Origin of the sequence: Halorubrum ezzemoulense (genome assembly GCF_004126515.1) — an archaeon.
Classification (GTDB): domain Archaea; phylum Halobacteriota; class Halobacteria; order Halobacteriales; family Haloferacaceae; genus Halorubrum; species Halorubrum ezzemoulense.
Genome location: NZ_CP034941.1, coordinates 587,001 through 606,697 on the forward strand (window position 1 = coordinate 587,001; position 19,697 = coordinate 606,697).

The 19,697-nt window shown below is 57.6% G+C and carries 15 protein-coding genes and 2 pseudogenes; 10 read left to right on the plus strand and 7 right to left on the minus strand.

Annotated elements, in window-relative coordinates; translation table 11 throughout:
• Positions 1 to 241 precede the first annotated feature (241 nt).
• The 3 genes and pseudogenes from EO776_RS18355 to EO776_RS18365 all read right to left on the minus strand — a co-directional run.
• On the minus strand, positions 242 to 745 hold the full coding sequence (locus EO776_RS18355; RefSeq protein ID WP_129452680.1) for a hypothetical protein: 504 nt from the start codon (positions 743 to 745) through the stop codon (positions 242 to 244).
• Between the two features lie 222 nt (positions 746 to 967).
• Entirely contained in the window at positions 968 to 1,267 is a 300-nt protein-coding gene (locus tag EO776_RS18360; protein ID WP_099288767.1) for a helix-turn-helix transcriptional regulator, read from the minus strand.
• 14 nt (positions 1,268 to 1,281) lie between these two features.
• A pseudogene (locus EO776_RS18365) lies at positions 1,282 to 1,593 on the minus strand (hypothetical protein); the annotation flags it as partial.
• A gap of 637 nt (positions 1,594 to 2,230) precedes the next feature.
• Between EO776_RS18365 and EO776_RS18375 the strand changes: the two are divergent.
• The gene (locus EO776_RS18375) at positions 2,231 to 2,524 is read left to right on the plus strand and encodes a FaeA/PapI family transcriptional regulator (RefSeq protein WP_308203500.1); all 294 of its coding nucleotides are present in this window, start codon (positions 2,231 to 2,233) and stop codon (positions 2,522 to 2,524) included.
• Between the two features lie 36 nt (positions 2,525 to 2,560).
• On the opposite strand, the gene EO776_RS18380 is transcribed toward EO776_RS18375, so the two are convergent.
• Positions 2,561 to 3,922, minus strand: coding sequence for a hypothetical protein (locus EO776_RS18380; RefSeq protein ID WP_099288766.1), 1,362 nt, complete (start codon positions 3,920 to 3,922; stop codon positions 2,561 to 2,563).
• Positions 3,919 to 7,095 carry an AAA family ATPase gene (locus EO776_RS18385; protein ID WP_129452681.1) on the minus strand — a complete coding sequence of 1,059 codons (3,177 nt, stop codon included), beginning with the start codon at positions 7,093 to 7,095 and terminating at the stop codon, positions 3,919 to 3,921. Before EO776_RS18385 ends, EO776_RS18380 begins: the two co-directional genes overlap by 4 nt.
• A gap of 233 nt (positions 7,096 to 7,328) precedes the next feature.
• Here EO776_RS18385 and EO776_RS18390 point away from each other — a divergent pair, with 233 nt between their 5' ends.
• The 4 genes from EO776_RS18390 to EO776_RS18410 all read left to right on the plus strand — a co-directional run bounded on the left by EO776_RS18390 (position 7,329) and on the right by EO776_RS18410 (position 13,795).
• On the plus strand, positions 7,329 to 8,474 hold the full coding sequence (locus tag EO776_RS18390; protein WP_129452682.1) for an ISH3 family transposase: 1,146 nt from the start codon (positions 7,329 to 7,331) through the stop codon (positions 8,472 to 8,474).
• A gap of 205 nt (positions 8,475 to 8,679) precedes the next feature.
• Entirely contained in the window at positions 8,680 to 9,549 is an 870-nt protein-coding gene (locus EO776_RS18400) for a DNA adenine methylase (protein ID WP_099288763.1), read from the plus strand.
• Between the two features lie 71 nt (positions 9,550 to 9,620).
• Complete coding sequence (locus EO776_RS18405; protein WP_129452684.1) at positions 9,621 to 11,249, plus strand: ribonuclease H-like domain-containing protein; 1,629 nt, start codon at positions 9,621 to 9,623, stop codon at positions 11,247 to 11,249.
• 35 nt (positions 11,250 to 11,284) lie between these two features.
• Complete coding sequence (locus EO776_RS18410) at positions 11,285 to 13,795, plus strand: DEAD/DEAH box helicase (RefSeq protein ID WP_246041536.1); 2,511 nt, start codon at positions 11,285 to 11,287, stop codon at positions 13,793 to 13,795.
• 86 nt (positions 13,796 to 13,881) lie between these two features.
• On the opposite strand, the gene EO776_RS18415 is transcribed toward EO776_RS18410, so the two are convergent.
• Positions 13,882 to 15,129: a hypothetical protein gene (locus EO776_RS18415; protein WP_129452685.1), complete on the minus strand. Its 1,248-nt coding sequence runs from the start codon at positions 15,127 to 15,129 to the stop codon at positions 13,882 to 13,884.
• A gap of 196 nt (positions 15,130 to 15,325) precedes the next feature.
• On the opposite strand from EO776_RS18415, the gene EO776_RS18420 reads away from it, so the two are divergent.
• The 3 genes from EO776_RS18420 (at position 15,326) to queC (ending at position 17,347) form a co-directional block, all read left to right on the plus strand.
• Positions 15,326 to 15,787, plus strand: a complete 462-nt coding sequence (locus EO776_RS18420) for a 6-pyruvoyl trahydropterin synthase family protein (protein WP_129452686.1) — start codon at positions 15,326 to 15,328, stop codon at positions 15,785 to 15,787.
• Entirely contained in the window at positions 15,787 to 16,563 is a 777-nt protein-coding gene (locus EO776_RS18425; RefSeq protein ID WP_129452687.1) for a 7-carboxy-7-deazaguanine synthase QueE, read from the plus strand. The genes EO776_RS18420 and EO776_RS18425 overlap by 1 nt, the downstream gene beginning before the upstream one ends.
• Before the next feature lie 94 nt (positions 16,564 to 16,657).
• Entirely contained in the window at positions 16,658 to 17,347 is a 690-nt protein-coding gene (gene queC, locus EO776_RS18430) for a 7-cyano-7-deazaguanine synthase QueC (RefSeq protein WP_094520218.1), read from the plus strand.
• Between the two features lie 47 nt (positions 17,348 to 17,394).
• On the opposite strand, the gene EO776_RS18435 is transcribed toward queC, so the two are convergent.
• Entirely contained in the window at positions 17,395 to 17,736 is a 342-nt protein-coding gene (locus tag EO776_RS18435) for a hypothetical protein (protein WP_246041539.1), read from the minus strand.
• Between the two features lie 230 nt (positions 17,737 to 17,966).
• Here EO776_RS18435 and EO776_RS18440 point away from each other — a divergent pair, with 230 nt between their 5' ends.
• Positions 17,967 to 18,149, plus strand: coding sequence for a ribbon-helix-helix domain-containing protein (locus EO776_RS18440; RefSeq protein ID WP_080508614.1), 183 nt, complete (start codon positions 17,967 to 17,969; stop codon positions 18,147 to 18,149).
• Between the two features lie 69 nt (positions 18,150 to 18,218).
• Positions 18,219 to 19,195: pseudogene (locus EO776_RS18445) on the plus strand (IS1595 family transposase).
• Positions 19,196 to 19,697 lie beyond the last annotated feature (502 nt).

The following is a 19,697-nucleotide window of genomic DNA, read 5'->3' on the forward strand; positions in this document are numbered from 1 at the left end:
GTCCGAATCGCGGCCGCGATGTCTGGATGCCGTGTCGCATCGACTGTCATCGTGGCTCGCAGTAGCCCAGCCCTGACGCCGGCGACGTCGTCGGCAATGCTCGCGGTGAGCGCACGCCGAAGATGCGTGATCGTCGCGTGGATGGCGTCGGACTCTGTCGCTGGCTGTTGCGTGGGTGGGCGCGTTGGGTGGCGATCAGTCGTCGTGCGTCGGGTGGACTCGGTGCGGTGTGGCGACCGCATTAGTCATCCCCCTCCGTCTCCGGTGGGTGGCCACCGACTGTCAGCTGCGCCCGGGCCTCACGCCGTCGCTGCCGTTGGGTCGCTGTCGGCGTGACCTGCTCGGCGAGTGGCGTCTCTGGTGGCAGCCAGCGGATCGTCGTCGTCGCTGGCGCGCTTACACCGAGTGGGACCGGCTCGACGAGAATCGGCCATATGGATTGGGTCGCAGCGTCTGAGGCGAGTCCGATACGTCCGGCGACCAGCAGTTCGTGGACGCCGAGTGTGAACACCTCCTGCTGGCGGTGTTCGCGGTGCGCGCAGACGCAGTGGCCAACTTCGTGGGTGCGCTTCTCGGCCGGCTTGGAGACGTACGCGATGACGTCGTCGCCCTCGGTGAACGAGCGCCCGCAGTGTTGACACGCCCCTGACGTGGACGCAAGCGACAGCTGATCGAGGCGTGCGATGGAGTCGTCTACGAGGGGATTTGTTGGTGCGTCGGCGGACTGCTGATTGTCCCGACTCATGGTCCCCGATTCACGCTGACAATCGATTGGCCACAGTACCACCCACACCGCGGGCAGACCCACCCGTTCACGAATCGGTTGACGAGCCGGTCGCACTGGCGGCACCGCCAGAGCTTCTTCATCATACGCGGCCCTCGACCGCTTGTTGAACGGTGATCTCGTTGAGTTCGCCAGTGAGGGTCTCGCGAGCGTCGAAGCGGATATACGGTAGCTGGGTGCGATTCACGCCGTCTCACCTCTCACCCACGCGTCGCGGTTTTCGAGCGCGGTAGTTGCCGCCGCAGTGAGACTGTAGCTGTTGGTGCGTCCGTCGCGTCGGCGTTTCTTGATAAGTCCGTGCGCGACGAGTTCGTCCAGATTCTGGTACAGGCGGCTGTGATTGATCTCCTCGCCGTAGTAGGTTCTGAGATCTGTTTTCAGTGAGAGGCCACTCTGTTCGTCAGTCTTCGCGAGCGCCCGCAGGAGATCTCGCTGGAAAGCGGTGAGTCCGGCGACGACGTCGCCGTCGGTCGTCGCGCTCATGCGGGTCCTCCAGTAATCATGTAGTCCGCGTTCGCTTCGCCAAGATAGCACGCCGTACCGTCCGCCGCTTGGACGACACGCTCACATCCGTGGCACAGCCATCCCGACAGCAGAAACGGCGACACCATGCCCCTGATTTGGTTCTGCGGGTCGCCAGCTTCGTACCGGTCAGCTGACGCATGGTGTCTGTCTGTGACGATCCCATCGCCCGGCGCGAGTAGCGGGATTTCAAGCCTCACATACACATCCGGGTGCGTGAGTTCTTCGACGTCGTCCGGGAGTGTGAATTCGTAATCGAGGTGGTCAGCATCGAACTCCGGCAGCATCACTCACCACCCCCATCAGCCCGCGTTCGTTCGCGGACAGCTGTCAGGAGTGGAGTCAGTCCATCCCGGCGCTCAGCGTCGTTAGTACTCCGAGCCCCGGTATCACAGATTGTATCACCTACCGTGCGAGCCGAGCTTGACGACGCAACACTCACCACCACCGGTGTAGGTTCAATCAGCACCAACCACGACGACTGTGTGGAAACGTCCGTACAGAGACCGACTCGGCCCGTGACAACCAGTTCATGAACACCACGCGTAAACACCGATGGATGCTCATACACATCCGCCCCGCACACCACGTACCCAATCTCAAAAATAGGGTTGCCAGCCGCCCGGAAGGCATACGCCGTCACCTCATCGCCTTCCCGCAGCTCACACCCGCACACCTGACACATCGGGGCCCCCTCCCCGAGCACATATTTTTCCAACTGGTATATAGCTTCAATAAACTGTTCACCGACAGTCTCTTGCCATTTCGGATTCGACTTTACCATGGGATTCTCACGTCCGTGGGAAGCCCAGCCCGGGTGTCACTACCACCCAGGCATTCGTTGGATCGTTACGCCCCGTCGGGGCTGGGCTCCACATCCATTATGAGTACTCATATAGGTAAATACCTTTCGGATATCTCATAATGGTGGTTGAAATACCGTCAGGACTAATCAGCGTGACCGAAAACAGGAGAATAATGCCTGGCCGTGACGAAGAGACAGGGCGATATACCGGTCAGTACCCTACTGACGATTTTCTTAATGCTATTGATGAAGAAGGAGGAATGGCCGGTACCGGTGAGATTGCGGACCACGTTGGCTGCGCGCACGACACGGCGTATAAGCGGCTTCAAGAGCTTGAAAAAGAAGGAATGATCTCTTCTCGTAAAATGGGCAACACGCTACTGTGGGAGAGGAGTAGAACAAAAGAGAACTGAAGTCTCATTATTCTCGCTGTTCGCATAGATACTCAGCTACTGATTCAGCACGTTCTTTAGAATTCCGGGCAGTTCCTCACTGAGTTCCCCTGCCTGTAGAATGGTTATCGGCTCGTCTTCCTGTGCGTCTACGGACAGCGTCTCCCGATCAAGGTCCTGCACGACAAGGAGGCCATTCCACCCGTTGCCGAAGATATCCTCCTTATTACTCGTGTCTCGCCCGAAGACGTAGTCTTCGTTGATTCGGAGGGATGCGAGGTATTCGAGGGTCTCTTTGATTCCAGTTCGGATTGTTTCTTCGCGGGTGCTGTGTTTCACTTCGGCGATGAGGTATTCGTACGTGATCGGGTCGTCTGATTTGACTTCGAGGACGATGACGTCGGGGCGGCCGGTGTGGTTCTGGAAGTTCTTATCGAAGTAGGTGCTGGCGACGTCGCGTGCGGTTTGTTGGACGCGTTCAGCACGAGTTGGTTCACGGTCGTCCGGAGTGGCTTCTGTGCGGAAGGAGAGGCCGCGGTCGCTAGCGGACGTGTCGTGATACAGCACGATTTCTTGCTCACCGTCGATCTTAGCGACTTCTTGGCGTCCGCTTTTGATCGTTTGGAAGACGGGTTGCGTGCCTTGTAACTCTTCGAGTGTGGTGATGAATCGGAAGAGGACGTAGAGCTCGAAGAGCCGGGCTTGGTCGTCTGGGGTGATCGCGGTTTGACTCAACAGTGTGCGTAACGCGTCGGGGTCACCGTCGAACAACTCTTGACGAGCGCGGAGAAGCGTGGCGGCGTCGCGGTAGATTTCTTGCCGGGAGTTGGCGGCGGTGGTGAGCATGCGTTCGGTTGGTTCGTACGTTTCTGGGTCACGGATGCGGCGGACGTGGACGTTGCGTTCGACGGTGCGTTGTACTTGGTCGATGAGGTCGGTGTTGGCTTGCCACCGGTCGGTGACCCAGTCGTAGTTGCCTTTCAGGTACTCGTCGGCGTCGCGTAGCGTCGTGTAGATGATTGAGAAGAGGCGTTTGAGGACGATGTTCTCGGGGATGTCGTAGTCTTCGGAGCGGTTTTCGGTGACGAATAACGATCGGTCGTTGGGATTGGTGGAGTACCGGGCTTTGACGGTTGATCCCCAGTTGATGTGCCCGTCGATGCCGCCGCGTTGCGTGCGGGCGACGGTTTTCGTTTCGGTGCGGACGTTTCGCAGGCGTTGGGAGAGCTGCTCGACGAACTCGACGATGTCGGGTTTGAGGATGAAGTGTAGGTCGAGGAGGAGCTCGTAGTCCTCGAAGCGTTGGTCGAGTGCCTCGGGTTTGATTGAGGTGGCGAGTTCCTGTTTGGGGAACCCGCCGTTCATGACGTACGCGAGGATGTCTTGGGTGAGCCCGTCGATGAGGTCCTCGCGGTTCATGACTCAGTCTCTGTGTCGATCGTGACTTGGAGCATGTCACTCGCCGCGGTTCTGAGCGTGTCGGTGTCGGTTGCGTCGACAGCTGCGATGTGCGTGATGATTTGTTTCCGTTCTGGGACGCCTTCGAGCTGCGGGAAAATATAGCTGATAACGGCCTCGGTAACGCGTTCTGAGAGGTCGTCTGTCGCGGAGGTGCGGCGGTTCGTGACGTACGTGAGCATGTCGCGGACGATTGCGGGGCCGATCGATCGGTCGTCAACGGCTTGGTTCGTCTGCTTCCACACTTGCCCGATCGCGTCGCGTTCCTCGTCGCTCGGGTCGAGTCCGTCCCAGGCGTCGATGTACGCGTTCATCTCGGTCGTCAGCTCAGTACGTGCGGTGTCGTCGTCACCGGTGGTAAATTCGGGAGCCGGGACGCGGATGAATGCGAAGCGCCGCATGAACGCGTAGCTCATTTCGTACAGCGAGGTTTTGTCGTACGTGTTCATGGTGGCGAAGATCCGCCAGGAGTCGGGGACAACGTACTGGTGTTCGGCTGGCAGGTCGTCGAGATGGTCGGTGGTGAGGAGTTCGATTTCGCGGTCGTTTCGCGTGAAGGGGAGTTGAACGGATTGTCCGGAGAGCAGCGTGAATAGTTGGCCGAAGGCTTTGTCGATGTCGGCGCGATTCAATTCGTCAATGATGACGGGCTCGTTCGATTGAACGCCGGTCTGTGTGTCTTTGAGCCGATTGAGGATAATGCCGGGCGTGAACGCGAGATCGGCGTTTGCGTTGTCGTCGTTGGTTTCGGTCGGCATGTACCCACCGACGGTGTCGAACGTGGACCAATCAGCGGTCGCCGTGGTGAGTTCAGATCCGGAGTACAGGTGCGGGTACGCGTCGGCGAGGTGCGTGGCGACGCGTTCTACGATCTCGGTTTTTCCGGTGCCGGGCGGGCCGGTCAGGATGACGTGGTCGCCGGCGAGGAGTGCGGCTTCGATTTGTTCGATAATCGTCTCACCAAGGTCACCCGAGAAGTACAACCCGTCAAGGAGATCATTGGCTGGGAGCGTCCCGGTAAACGGTTTCTCGTAATTGACTGGTGCGAGTTCTGTGAGATCTGGTGCTAGGGCGGTTATGATGGCGCGTGGACGGGAGAGGTCTTGCGTGCCGTCATCGTTGCGGAACGTGACGAACGTGTTCTGTGTCGGGAACTCTGTGCCGCTTACCTCTCGACAAAGTTGTTGAACGCGGTCGATGGTGAGTCCGTTCTGCGTTAACGCGGTGAGTTCTTCGTTGAGTTCCGCGTGGCTTTTCGCTCGCGCGCTAGTTGTGAGATCGAGTTTGTTGATGTCGCTCGTGATGAAGAGTCGGTCGAGCCCGATGACACGCTCTATGAGTTGGTCTGTTTCGTGTTCGTCGTGTAGCCAGTACTCGGTTTTCTGGTACGGGTGGCCGAAGATCCCGACACCGAACACGACTCCATCTTGGGGTTCCAGCTCGGTGTTCGACGGTTTTTGTTGCGCGTGGAAGATAGCGATGTCACCGGGTGAGGCGTCGCGCCAGTGGTCGGCGTGTGTCTCTTCTACGGGGATGCCGCGGTATTCGATGGCGGTTAGCCAGTAGTCGGGTGGCGCGGTGAGCTTGTAGACGGTGGTGTCGCTGTTTTCGTCGAGATGTGCGAGAACAGGATGGTCAATATCGGGTTCCTCCTCGTCGTCAGTCTCAGTATCGTCTGCTGGCTGCTGTGTTCCCTGTTTGAGGAGGTACTCGCCAGCTGCTTCGCTGAGGTTGTAGAAGTATTGCTGATTGATCCCACCAGCGTTCACGGGATAGTACTGGTCAAGGCGGTGCTCCCACAGTGTTTTGAACACGTCGGCGAATGCGAGCGGGTCTGGAAACCGCGTGAATTCGGTTTCGACACGATAGTGTTCCTCTTCATCGACATCATCATCTCCGTCACCGGTTGTGATGATGTGAGCTGGTTCGACGACTTCGTGATACCCAACGAGTTCGCCGTTGTTGTAGCTGAAGACGATGTCACCGACGGTGAGTTTCGGCAGATCGTACTGAAATAAGTCGTCGGTCGGGGCTCGGAGGAATTCTCCGTCAATTTCTTCTTCACCTTGATTTACCCAGTAGTACGGTGCTGGATCCGTGATTGGCTCGGTGGTGTCTGTCTGGTCATTGTGGGTGAGTATCGCTAGCAGGTCGTGCCAGTTGTTGGCTCGGCCGGTGAACGGGTCGTCGTAGGTCCCGTCATCCGCAACTCCGATCTCGATGCTTTGGGACGCAGAGGCAACTTCGCTGAGGAGATCTTCTGTGAAATAGAGGAAGTCATCGAGGACCGGGTCGTACAAATCAGCGGTGTCTGTGTTGAGGACGATCCCGACGATCGTCTCAGCCGCATCGCGTTCTAATGCGTTGTGTTCGCTGTCAACGCTGATTTGTAGGAACTCCGGATCGGTGTGTGAGCCTGTGTGTGAATCGTCTATGAATGGGTGATGACCACAGATGTGGGTTGGCTGGTCACCCGGAATCTCTACTTGGAATCCTTCGAGTGTGCTGTCTTCGATACGTATTCCTTGTTTGTCGGTGTATTGTCTCAGTACATCGATCCAGTCGGTCGTTGCGTCTCCAGTTGCTGGCGGGATTACGACACGATCACTAAGTAAATTGAGCGTTTCAACAGCATCTCGCCCAGCCTTCGTCAGTGAGTTCGTGTCACCCTCATGGGTGAGGTACCCGAGCGCTTGAAGCCATTCCCGGTGCCGTTTGATTGCCGTGCCTGTGGACGCGGCATCGAATTCGGCGACGATCAGGTCCTGGATTTCTTCATCAGTTTGAGGCGAGTCAGCAAGTGCGGTGAGAATTGTATCGAAGCCTTTGATCCCGCTGCGAAGCGCCTGAAGCACCACGAACGGGTCATGTGTTAGTTTGTATCGTTCCCCGTATACTCCTAGGCGGCACGTCTCCCCCTCGAACCGCACGAGGTGTAGGGATTCGAAGAACCCCATGTTCCGATCGACAAACGACTCACCTCCACCGCCTGTATTGTGGTCGAACCACTCGTAGAGCGCTTTGCGAGACGGGTGTTCATCACCGACGAACGCGAGAAAGTCCTGGAGGATTGAGATGCGGTTTTCGACACCGCCGTAAAATCGGTCCGTGCTCATGCGGCGATCGTCGTCCATACCCGTACTGTACACGGGAGTAATGTAACTCTGATTACTGAATGCCGCCGCAATCGATGGCAGGCACTTGGACGAACTAGTAGAGCTGTTCGTAGATTACAGCGCGATGGCCTGTGTCTCCGAGTATCAGGTCAAATCTATAGCAGGCTGCTCTTGGAGACGAGACAGGCTTTTCTATACCGTATCAGTCGATCACATCGGGTTTTGAGTGAAAGTGTCTGCTTGGGAAGGGTGTGAAAGCTACCGAAGCAGACAGCGAGATAAAAGAAGAGCACCTGCTTAATTTTGTCGTCAACAGCCTCAACGAAGAACTTGGGATAGATCTCGACGAGAACGTCAAAGTCACGACAGAGACGTTGTACGAGGTCCTCGCCGGCGCCAGCGCCGGCGGGACCTCGATCAATCACGTCTGCGAAACGACCGAGAACTCGCCACACGCCAACACCGTCCGAGGACATCTCACCGAGCAGTTCGAACTTGATTCCGTTGAGGCGGTTGGGGACACGCTACTTCAACGAGATACGCTTGAGACGCTTCCAGATCGACCGGTGGAGGCCTGTGCAGACCTCCACCTCGACCCCTACTACGGCGATGAAGACGAAACAGAAGCGCTGTACTCTTCACAGGCGAAACGGGGAACGACGACGTTTCACGCGTACGCGACGCTGTACGCGCGGGTACGCAACAAACGGTACACGCTGGCGGTGCGCCAGCTTGTCGCTGGCGACACCACCAGCGACGTCCTTGGTGAGTTTCTCGAGCTCCTCGACGGCCTTGACCTCAGCGTCAAGGCCGTCTATCTCGATCGCGGGTTCTACAACAGCACCTGTCTTGGGCTGTTGTCCACGCACAACTACGCCTACGTGATGCCGATCGTCAAGTGGGGTGAAACGATCCAAGACGAACTCAGTAGAGGCTGGAGCCGCGAGATCGAACACGAACTCGCCGGCAAGGTAACGTTCCCTGTGTTCATCGACTGCGTCTACCAACAGGGACGATACGACGAACACGGGGTGGCGCGTCACGGCTACGCCGCTGACGCGCCGTTTATCGACACGCCACGGGATGCCCGAGAGCACTACAGCAAGCGCTTCGGCATCGAGTCGAGCTACCGATTAGCCAAGCAGAGCCTCGCATTCACCAGTTCTCAGGACGCTGGGCTACGGCTGGTGATGTTTGTGGTGAGCCTACTGCTCCAGAATAGCTGGCGGTATCTACACTGGCGGTACGTGGCGGCGCCCCGCCGCGGGGGGCGCCGCCTCTGGCAGTGGTCGTTCACGGAGTTTTGCGAAATGACGCTTCGCGCAGCTTGGACAGCGCTTGGTGTCCGCAGGTCCGTTCCAGCGAATCAACCGCTTGACGACCGGTTCTTCCGGTAGCTGTCCGTCGGGTCGGACAGCGGTCGTCAGTGGCAACACTGTCGCGTCGGCGGCAGTCCGCCGCCGACAGCGACGGTCCATCCCGAAAATTATGCTCACCAGCGGTTCGAAGATCCTCCACAGCTAGTTCCATCTGATTCATCGCCATCAGACGAGACTACGCGGCTGTCGATGTGATCGACTGCGTATTGAAACGTGAGTGTGAATGGTGGAACCGATTTTGAAGTGGGCGGGTGGGAAACGCCAGCTTCTCTCTGAAATCACGGGGCTCTTCCCGACGTCGTATGAGGCGTATCATGAGCCGTTCGTTGGCGGTGGAGCCGTGTTCTTTCACCTGAATCCTGATGAGGGGACAATTAACGATCTCAACGACCGGTTAACAACGTTCTACGAGGTTGTCCGCGATCACCCGGATAAGCTTATTGAGGAGAATAAGACGCACAAGCATTCGGAGGAGTATTTTTACGAGGCACGCTCGGAGTTCAACGAGTTCCTCTCGGACTCTACCCTGAAACATGAGAACCGTGTTCGGGAAGCGAGTCTGCTGTTGTATCTAAATCGGACGTGTTTCAACGGGTTATATCGAGAGAACAGCGACGGGGAATTCAACGTCTCGTTCGGCCGGTACACGAATCCGGACTGGGTACAGGAACAACGGATTCGGAAGGCCTCCCGCTCATTACAGGGTACCCGAGTGTTCAACACCGATTTTGAATACGTGGTTGAGGAGGCGACGGACGGCGATCTCGTGTATTTTGACCCGCCGTACGAGCCGGTGTCGAAAACAGCGGATTTCAATTCGTATCACGCCGATGGATTTGATCGAGACCATCAGCGTCGGTTGCGAGACGCGGCTGTTGAGCTCACAGAACAGAACGTCTCAGTTCTCATTTCGAATTCACCACCGGTCACAGAGTTGTATGAGGAGCATGACGCGTTCTCAGTGACGTACGTCGATGCGACGCGAGCGATTAACAGCGACGCAAGTAATCGTGGCGAGGTTGCTGAAATCCTGATAACGAACGTCCAACCTGAGAACCGGCGGCGGAAGACGCTCGCAGATTTCACTGAGTGACGACCTCTTCTAATCACTTTCACGCCGCTCTTCGAAGATTAATATGCTCCCGGGTCAACGTATCAGTTGAGATGACCGACGAGCCGGATTCTGCTCGGCACTCCGACTCCACCCGTCCACCACGGTTGAGTACTGACGGTGGGGAGACGGGGCCGCAACTGCCGGCGTTGCCGCCTCCAGATGAGTCGCCGACTCGAATCCTTGCGCTTTCTGGGGCCGCTGTGAGCAGCTCTCACCGCGATACCATCACCGCGATGGTCGATAGCTTGGATCCTGATGTGCTTGTTGCGACGGAGCCGCAGGCGAGCATCGTTGGCCCGGCTCTCAATCGAAAGTTCGATTTCGATATGCTTGAAGTTGGTACCGGGATGCGGCCGGACGTGGCGGTTACAGACGAGGATCGGTGTGTTGTCATAGCGTTGCCGATGGGTGAGGAGCCGCTCGACCCGGAGCGGATTGCGAGCAGAGTCGGGATATCTTCAGTGGGAGAAGATCTGGCTGATGTAGCGACGACTTCTCAGATCTGTCTGATTGACCAGTCTGTTTCGTTATCTGTGGATCCGTATGCCCGGTCAGCAACGCTTGAGGGACTCCATACCTATCGCGGTCGGGTTCCGGACAACTGGTGGACGGCGCGTACGGTTCATCTTTCGACGGCGTTACGGGCTGGCTTCACGACGACTCGGAGTCATGGAGACGATGGTGACTCGCAGTTTGTCGGTGTCGGAACATCGAACGCCGATCTGGGTGTTGGTACGGCAGCAGATACGACACAGGCAACACTCGTTGCCCTCTATTCGAATGGAGCAGTTGATGTCTCCGAGATTGATCCGCAGAAATTCGGCTTGCGCGGTGTTCCGGAGATCGGTCCGACGCGGTTTGAGACGTTGCGTGATGCTGGCATCACTACTGTCGATGGGCTTGCCGACACTCCGCTCCGGCAACTCACCGAATTATCTGGGCTGGGGCGAACTTCTGCGAGCACGGTCCAGACTGCTGCCGAGGCACAGTCAACGAACACCGTCCTCCCGACGGGTGATGATTCGTTACCCAATCAGGAGCCGGTGTTCATCGACATTGAGACAGACGGGTTGAATCCATCGACGGCGTGGCTAATCGGGGTGCTCGACGGCGGCCCTGAGGATGGGCACTACATGAGCTTCCGCGAACAGGCCGTCGGTGACGGATCCCATTTGAAGGCGTTTATGACCTGGCTCACGGGTGCCGCAGCGGGGCGGCCGGTCGTCGCATGGAACGGATACCAATTCGACTTTCCGGTCATCACGGAACAACTCCAGCAGCACCACCCCGATCTCGTAGAAGCTTGGACCGACCGCTATCAGTTCGATGCGTTGTGGTGGGCTACGAAGAAGAACGGCGGCAACGCAGCGCTTCCTGGGCGAACGAACAAGCTGGAGCATGTCGCTGACGCGCTCGGGTGGGAGCCGTCGACGAACGGGATTGACGGTGAGAGCGTTGCCAAGCTGTACACAGCGTATCGAAGCCAAGTTGCCGGAGACACGCATGCCGGAACCGTTGTTGAACCCGACTGGGACCGGTTGGAACGGTACTGCGAAGACGACGTGCGAGCGCTCGCGACGATTTACAAGCATCTCGAAGCAGCTGCGCGACGGGACTCGGAAACGAAGACGCCGACCGGTGAAAACAGCTCACAAGGCTCGCTCGCCGATTTCTCCTGACAATGACTGATAACCATTCACCTCGATCCGAACACGTGAGTTCAACCGACACGCGGATGCTGCGGCCCGATGGAGGGACTGCTCGTCACCGCGAGGTACTCTCTGAGTCGGAGCTGAAAGAGTCGTTCCCGGACTGGCGTGAACAGATCCGGCATAGTGAGCGGCTCGACGCGCAGTCTGCTGAGACTGTCGCTCCCGAGGACGTGCTTCAGGATCGGCTTGCGTCACGGCTCGGCCATGATCTGTACTCACATCAGGCCGAGGCACTGGAGCTGCTTGCGGCCGATGAGAACGTGGTGATTACGACGTCGACCTCATCGGGGAAGACGCTGATCTACCAGCTTCAAATCGCACGGAATCACCTCGCTAACGATGATGCGACCGCACTCTGTCTGTTCCCGACGAAAGCGCTCACAAACGATCAAGAACAAGCGCTGAACGATCGGTTGCGCGGTGAGTTGGATCTTGATACTCACATCGGGACGTATGATGGTGACACCAAAGATGAGCGGAAGCGGACTGTTCGTGAGAATGCGAACGTTATCCTCACGAACCCGGCCGGGTTGAACGTCTACTTACCACGCCATAGCAAGGATCGCGGCTGGCATCGCTTCTACAGTAATCTTGAGCTCGTGGTGATTGACGAGGGTCACGAGTACGGCGGCGTCATGGGGACTCACGTTGCGTGGATCTTGCGCCGGCTTCGGCGCGTACTCGCCCACTACGGTGCGGATCCGCAGTTCGTGATCACGACTGCGACGATCGGTAATCCGGCTGCTCACGCTTCTACATTGACCGGGGCTGAGTTCAGCGTCGTTAGCGAGGATGGGTCGCCGCGTGGGAATCGTGATATCGTGTTGTGGGAGCCACCGCTCGATGACGAGGCCCTTGAAGGGTATGATGATGGCAGCGGCGACCTGATGGAGGGGTTCGAACAGGCACGTCGGTCCAGTGCGCGTGAAGCGTCCTCCGTGACGGCGCACTTGGCGGTTAACGGGATCCAGACGCTACAGTTCACGACAGCCCGTCAAGGAACCGAGATCGGCGCAAAACAAACGGTACAGGCCGTTCGTGACCACCCGCGTGATGGGTACATCGACGTTGAACCTTACCACGCGGGCCTTGGCAAGCGGAAGCGTCGATCCGTCGAAAACCAGTTGAAAAGCGCTGACCTCGATGCGGTCATCTCGACGAACGCGTTGGAGCTGGGGATTGACATCGGGTCGGTGGACGCAACGGTGACAGACTCATATCCGGGGACCAAACAGTCCTTCTGGCAACAGATCGGGCGGGCGGGCCGCGGGACGAGTGACGCACTCTCAGTGCTTGTTGGGGGGACAGATGCGATGGATGCCTATATTCTCGATAATCCAGGGTATCTATTCGATGACGACACCGTGGAGGACGCTGTGGTCTCTATCGACAACGACCGCGTCTTCGCAGACCACTTGCTCGCGGCGGCCGCTGAACGTCCATTGACGGCTGAAGATGCGCCGTATCTCGGTGGCGAGGACCGGTTCCGGGAAATGACTGCCATGTGGCAAGACGCCGGGCTACTTGAACAAGCGGGGAATCTCGACGCTGGCGGTGTCACCTACGCCGGCGACCGACGCCCGCAGAGCCGGATCTCATTGTATGGGACGACAGGCATCGATTACGAGGTAGTCTGTACCAACGGCGAAATTGAGCACGACCCGGTCGCTACGGAACGAGCTTACCGGGACTACCATGAGGGGGCGTTGTTCCTCCATGCGGGCCAACAGTACGAAGTGACAGAGGTTGACCACGACCAGCCGCACCCGCGAATCCACGTCGAAGAGGTGGCTACCACGCACTACACGCAGACGCTGTCAACCAAGCAGGTTCAGGATCTCGACGTCAAAGACCACACTTCGCTGGCAGGTGACTATGATATCTACTTTGGGACAGGGACGGTGCGGATCACCTACGGGAACTACATGGTCCGTGACTACCGAACGGGCGAACTCATTGACGGACCGCTTCCGACCGAGACACCACCGCTTGATTTACAGACCGAGCTCCTGTGGGTCTCGCTGCCCGAGGACCATCTACGGACGACGATCAATGCCCTTGATGCGCCGCTCTTGGAACCGACAGAGCGAGCAAGCGATGATCCACGGGTACCGATGGAACAAGCGCGGTACACGTACGCCGGCGGGCTCCACGCCGCTGAACACGGGATCATCCAGCTCGCACCGCTGGAGCTGATGATCGACAATCACGATATTGGCGGGCTCTCAACGCCGTCGCACCCGCACGAAACGATCCCCGGGCCGACATGGTTTGTTCATGATGGAATCGACGGTGGGATTGGCTTCTCAAAAGCGATATACGAGCACATCGAGACACTAGCGGACCGGACACGCGAACACATTGCTGACTGTGAGTGTGGCCGTCGCCGGGGCTGCCCGCTCTGTGTCATGAGCGAAGACTGTGGGAACAACAACGACCCGCTCGATACCGCGACCGGGACGATGATTCTCGATGACTTGTTGGCAGCGTTCGATACACAGTCAGGGAGGTAGCGAGGTATTCGACGCGGAACAATCCGTTCACAGACGGACCTAACCCGGTGAGTGCGTACAGTTCTCCGTTGAAACTCTCTCCTGGGTCACCGTGGTCCGGATGCGCTACCAACCGCTTGCTCTAACCGCCATGTGTTGCTCAACACGGTCTTCTTGTCGTCGGTGCCGCCGGTGGTGAGGATTCCGACGTGGTAGAGCTGGTATTTGAATTGGAAGTGAATGCCAGACTTGTACACCGTCGGATCAGTCAGCACGGCTTCATTGATGTCGCCGTCTGCGGTGAGGACGTCGTCCCGTCGATGCTGGGTGAAGAACACTTCGACGGCGAGTGGTTGGTTGATGCGTGCGGCTTCGAGTGCGACGTCGGCGAGCGTTGCGTCTCGCGTCCCGCTCTGATGGAGCCGTTCGAGTGCGCTGATGATGAGTCGAGTCGGCTCGTATTGGATGGCGACGGAGCGTGCGAGCTGTGCCCATCGTGGGGCGAGCTCGGTGAACCTCGTTGATCTGCCTGTCCACGTGTCGAACTCGGCGAGCGCCGCTGTTACACTGCCGTGTTGGTCGTGGCCGAAGCGGACGACTTCTGCGCCGAGGTGCGTGAGTGAGTCGCCGTTTGGCTGGTCGTTGACGAGGTTCAACAGAATCGCGCCGCGCCGCCCACCAGAAATAGCGTTGATGACGTTGTCGGCGTACACAGTATCGGTGTCACCGTCGGCTGCGAGTGCGAGCGCGTATCCGAGATAGTTTTTCGGGTGGTTCACCGGGAAACTCCCGTCGGTGAGGCGGTGCGTGGTTGCTTGGAGTCGCACCGCGTCGATCGTCGTGGAGAACTCGCCGGCCCCAGTAACCCGAGCAGGCTCGACGACACGCGCGGAGTCGGTGTCTTCCACGGCGATGACGCCGACGTTGAGGTTTCTGGCTTGGGCACGTGCTGTGTCGGTGATACTGGGCGCCGGCGCAGCGACGTAGCCAAGGTTGACTTCAGGGAGATGGTTGTGCGCTTGGGCGATACCGCGAGCGACGTCCGCAGCGGCCGGGTCCGAGTTGTGGCCTTTCGCCTCGATCACTGTGACTGGTGTCGTGGCCGCATCACCGTTGAGCACCTTGGTGGCCGGCATCCCAACGCCGAGAAGATCTGGTTCCCCAGCAGCGAGTCGAATCGTGTTGTACGGCGCAAGCCGCTCTCGTAGCGCCTGCGGAATAGTCCACCCACCCCAGGTGGATTGCGTGAACTGCGTTTCTGTGACCGCGTACTGGTCGGGGCTTGTCTCAATATCAGGATACAGCGTATCCTTCGCCGCAGCAAGCACCGTAGGTTCAGCGAGCGAGGCTACCATTACACTGCCAATTACGCGTGGGAAACATAATTGGGGGGTTTAGAGATCCCGAATCAGAGGCGTGGTGTATCTATTTGCCATGAGTTCTAAATTTACCGTTGACACTCTTTGATGGCTTCCGTCGATCGTACAGCCTGAGGCATCGGCAGGACGACCAAATCTCAACGCTTATCCCTCACACAAGTATTCTTCAAGTATGCCCCAGAGCATATCGAAAGATGACTCTAAGCCGATCGATCTCGCTGAGGCAGGCCAACGAACACTCCAAATCGGAGACGACAACCCTATCCGAATTAGCTCGGGCCATCGAATCCTCCACCACGACGGGAAGTGCTCGCGGCCACACGGGCACAACTACGAGATCACCGTCGAAGTGACCGGGGAACTCACCGAGGAGGGGTGGGTCGTCGACAAAGGCGACGTCACGGACGTCATCGACGCGTGGGACCACCGGTTCCTCGTCGAAGAGGGCGATCCGCTCGTCGACGCGTTCGAAGCGTCCGGCGACGGCGACGCGCTCGTCGTCTTGGAGCACCCGCCGACGGCGGAGGTGATGAGCGTCCTCCTCGAACAACGCATGCTCGATGCGTTCCCGGACACCGTCTCGGACGTGTCGGTGTCGGTGAGCGAAACCGGTGAGCTCTGTGCGAGTTACTGATGCCGGTCGCTAGCGATATCGAGGAGCCCGCAACAGACGCTGACACGACTGGTGAGGGCCTCCCGATCAACGAGGTGTTCTACTCGTTACAGGGCGAGGGAACGCTCGCAGGCGTCCCCTCCGTCTTCGTACGGACCTCTGGGTGTAACCTGCGGTGTTGGTTCTGTGATTCGTACCATACCTCGTGGGAGCCGACCGGGGCGTGGCGCGACGTCGACTCTATCGTGGAGGAAATACAGTCCCACGAACAGGCTGGCCACGTCGTGCTCACAGGTGGGGAACCACTCATCCACGAGGAGTCAGTCGAGCTCTTAGAACGGCTTGACGCAGGGGGGTATCACACGACGGTGGAGACGAACGGGACGATCCATCGGGACGCGCCGATCGATCTGGCAAGTATCAGCCCAAAGTTGGCGAGCAGCACGCCGACACCGGAGCGTGACCCGAAGGGGGAAGGCGAGTGGGAGGAGAAACACGAACAGAACCGGATCGACATGGATGCGTTGTCCCAGATGGTGGATGCGTACGAGACGCAACTCAAGTTCGTCGTGACGGATGAGTCGGACCTCCCAGAGATCACAGACCTGGTTGACCGAGTGCGAGAAGCGACGGCGATGACCGTCGCCGATGATGACGTCCTGTTGATGCCGGAGGGCATGACGCGCGAGCAACTCGACGGGACGCGAAGCGAGGTTGCCGAACTGGCGATGGAGTACGGCTACCGGTACACGCCACGACTCCACGTGGACCTGTGGAACGACGCACCGGGAACATGAGCGTCACCCAGAGACAGCCTGGTCGAGATCATGTGGTGGCCCGAGGGCGGTGTGGTGAACAGAGCAACAATCGATTCGACACAACTGAGCAAACATGAGCAACAAAAGTGCGGTCATTCTGGTGTCCGGCGGGATGGATAGTGCAACGGCGGTGTACGAGGCGATAGAACAAGGGTACAATCCGTACTTCCTCCATACGTCGTACGGTCAGCGCACCGAAGACAAGGAGTACGAGTGTGCGAAAGCGCTCGCGGAGGAGGTTGATGCGGCTGACTTCCTCCATATCGAAACGGGACATCTCTCACAGATCGGCGCGTCGAGTTTGACGGACGAGGAGATGGACGTGGCTGACGCAGATATGGAGAGTGACGATATTCCGACATCGTACGTTCCCTTCCGAAACGCGAATCTGTTGTCAATGGCGACATCGTACGCGGAAGCAACTGATTCAGAGGCGCTGTTCATCGGCGCGCACTCGGAGGATTTCTCCGGGTACCCTGACTGTCGCCCGGCGTTCTTTGATGCCTTTCAGAACGTGATCGATGTCGGGACAAAGCCGGAGACAGAGATTGAATTGAAAGCCCCGTTCGTTGAGTGGTCGAAAACAGAGATCGCGGAGCGGGGATTGGAGCTTGGCGTGCCGTATGAGATGACGTGGTCGTGTTACCGGGATGAGGAGCCGGCGTGCGGAACATGTGATGCGTGTGCGTTCCGGCTAGAAGCGTTCCGGAACGCCGGGTCACGCGATCCGATTGCGTACGCTGAGCGACCGGAGTTCTCGTAACGCTTCTATTCAAACGACGTAGGAAAAACTAGCTCGGCCTGCTGGGGCTAAGCTTCGTCGGTGATGTCACCTGTAAATTCATCTTCGCCGTTGAGCCGTCCCGCAACTCCATTCATGGCGTAGATAAGCGTCGCTGCGACGTCGAACGCTTCGTCTCGTGATAGCCGAGATATTGGCCGTGTTACGAATTCCTCACCATCCGTATTCACGCCAGTAATCGGGGTGACAGAATAGTTTCCATCGCCCATTGTGCCGTCAAGACGGACGAGAATTGATTCATCATCATCGGATCTCCACTCGATATAGTACTCGTCGTGAATCTCCTCACTCCATCCTGAAGGATAGTAATCAAGGGCCTCAGTTTCACTTTCAGGCATTGTGTATATCAAAGTATCATACCCACTGGCGATTAAAAATATGTGTTCTGTACTTCAGTTGGGGTGTCCCAGAAAGTCAAGTCAAACGAATCACTTGAAAACGTAAGTTTGTCAGGGTGCTCAATAGTTATCATATCGAATATGTCAGCTACGAAAGCGGGATTACGTGGTGTAACGATCAGTTAGGCGCATCCGATGTCCTGGCCGACACTATGAAGATATTCCTCTGCGAATACGAGGGTATGCCGAAGGTCAGCGTCGAGATCCCCCAAGAACTGCTTGATGACCTCGATGAACACGTCGGTGACGAGGGAAAATTCGTCAATCGAAGCGATGCGGTTCGGGCATCAATCCGAAAGACACTCGATATGCTTGATGAGATAGATAGACGGCACGGACGGGCCGAAACTGACGAAGTAGAGTAGTCACATCGCTCTTATGTAGAAACGCGGAAAGCCCGTATAATTACACTCAGACAGTTCTAATCTGGCGATATGTCTTCCACTGAGTCAGCGTTCGGCGGGATGTTTCGGCAGTTGATCGAGCTAGGAGTCATAGAGATCAACACCGAGCCGCTCGATGCGCGCATCGAGCGGCGACTCAAGCGGTTCTGGGAGAATACATCCTGTCCTCGCTGCGGTCACCAGAGCATTATGACGTGGGAGAAACACGACCGAGTTCGGTGTCGTAATGCGAATTTAAGCCAGTATACACCCATGGAACGCCATTTCACGAGAAGCACCTCTCCTGCGGTGAGGTCCTTCTCGCTTTCACCCTCTACGCAGATACACTGCTGAGCATCAACCAGATTGCGCCGCTGCTCGGTCGTGCTTACAAAACCATTCACACGGCGATTCGGGAGGCGGAAGCCGCGGTTCAGCGCGGCTTCCCCCTCACCTGGGAACTGTTTAACCAGACCACCGATGGACCGACACAGGTCGACGAATCTGGCAAAGTCTGTTCTGGTTACAAAGGTCAAGAGCCGCCGCGAAACAGTCGTTCTCGCGGCGGCTCGTCGCGCACTGGCCGATCACGCTGGCGAGGGCGTCACGGTGACCAACTGACGCTCGTCGCGGCGTGCCGCGACTCGCTTCGTGTGATTCGCGGACAGCGTGGGATCGACTACGGAGGCGATCTTGAGCCAGTGATTCAGGAAGCTGAAGACCTCTCCCAGCGGCTGGGAGAGGTCTGGACAGATGGACTCCAAGCGTACCGCGAGATGGATCGGGATCACCGAACGGTCGTCCACAAAGAGAGGTACGTATCGCCTGACGGAGTCCACATTAATCAGGCAGAATGTCTGTTTTCGCTTGTTCAACCGTGGCTGCGGAAGTTCCGCGGCCTGTCCAAGCAAGGCTTGGAGCAGGCCGCTCATACATTCGGGATCATTAGATCGCTGAATCTCACAGGCGCATCCGTCGATATCACCATTGACTGCCTTGTTATGGGGGCTTTCCGTAGTTCTACATAAGAGCGACTACGGCCCCTCTGAGGTCGAACCCCCACACCCCGTGTGCGATATGAAATCGAGAGGATGGCGGGAGGGGTAGCTCTGGAGAGAAACCACAAAACATCGGAAATCGGCAATTTCACGGTGAAGAAGTCTCAAAGACAGCGATATCAAGATAGGCTATGTACCAAGGAAACCTTTACATAGCCACTCTGTCAACCATAGCCGCAATGGGACTATAGTCGGTTGAAACGAACCAGTATGTTTCGTGATATAACCGAACTCGCCCGTAGCTTTGCTCATTCGTGAGCTGGATGTCTTCGTCGGATTAACGTCTTCTCATGGGCTTTCTCACTAGATATCGACATCCTCGGATGATTCGTCTGTGCCTACCTTCTCGTTAAATTCATATCGCACACGGGGTGTGGGGGTGACTTACCGACGAGATCAGACTCCACTTGAGACACTCAAGAGATATTCTCGACACATCTAGTTGAGACTATGTCCAGTATTTCATCTTGTA

Excerpts from the sequence above, each read along its gene's own strand:
- EO776_RS18355 (WP_129452680.1), bottom strand. The coding sequence starts at position 745 with ATGAGTCGGGACAATCAGCAGTCCGCCGACGCACCAACAAATCCCCTC.
- EO776_RS18360 (WP_099288767.1), bottom strand. The coding sequence starts at position 1,267 with ATGAGCGCGACGACCGACGGCGACGTCGTCGCCGGACTCACCGCTTTC.
- EO776_RS18375 (WP_308203500.1), top strand. The coding sequence starts at position 2,231 with ATGGTGGTTGAAATACCGTCAGGACTAATCAGCGTGACCGAAAACAGG.
- EO776_RS18380 (WP_099288766.1), bottom strand. The coding sequence starts at position 3,922 with ATGAACCGCGAGGACCTCATCGACGGGCTCACCCAAGACATCCTCGCG.
- EO776_RS18385 (WP_129452681.1), bottom strand. The coding sequence starts at position 7,095 with ATGGACGACGATCGCCGCATGAGCACGGACCGATTTTACGGCGGTGTC.
- EO776_RS18400 (WP_099288763.1), top strand. The coding sequence starts at position 8,680 with ATGGTGGAACCGATTTTGAAGTGGGCGGGTGGGAAACGCCAGCTTCTC.
- EO776_RS18405 (WP_129452684.1), top strand. The coding sequence starts at position 9,621 with ATGACCGACGAGCCGGATTCTGCTCGGCACTCCGACTCCACCCGTCCA.
- EO776_RS18415 (WP_129452685.1), bottom strand. The coding sequence starts at position 15,129 with ATGGTAGCCTCGCTCGCTGAACCTACGGTGCTTGCTGCGGCGAAGGAT.
- EO776_RS18420 (WP_129452686.1), top strand. The coding sequence starts at position 15,326 with ATGCCCCAGAGCATATCGAAAGATGACTCTAAGCCGATCGATCTCGCT.
- EO776_RS18425 (WP_129452687.1), top strand. The coding sequence starts at position 15,787 with ATGCCGGTCGCTAGCGATATCGAGGAGCCCGCAACAGACGCTGACACG.
- queC (WP_094520218.1), top strand. The coding sequence starts at position 16,658 with ATGAGCAACAAAAGTGCGGTCATTCTGGTGTCCGGCGGGATGGATAGT.
- EO776_RS18440 (WP_080508614.1), top strand. The coding sequence starts at position 17,967 with ATGCCGAAGGTCAGCGTCGAGATCCCCCAAGAACTGCTTGATGACCTC.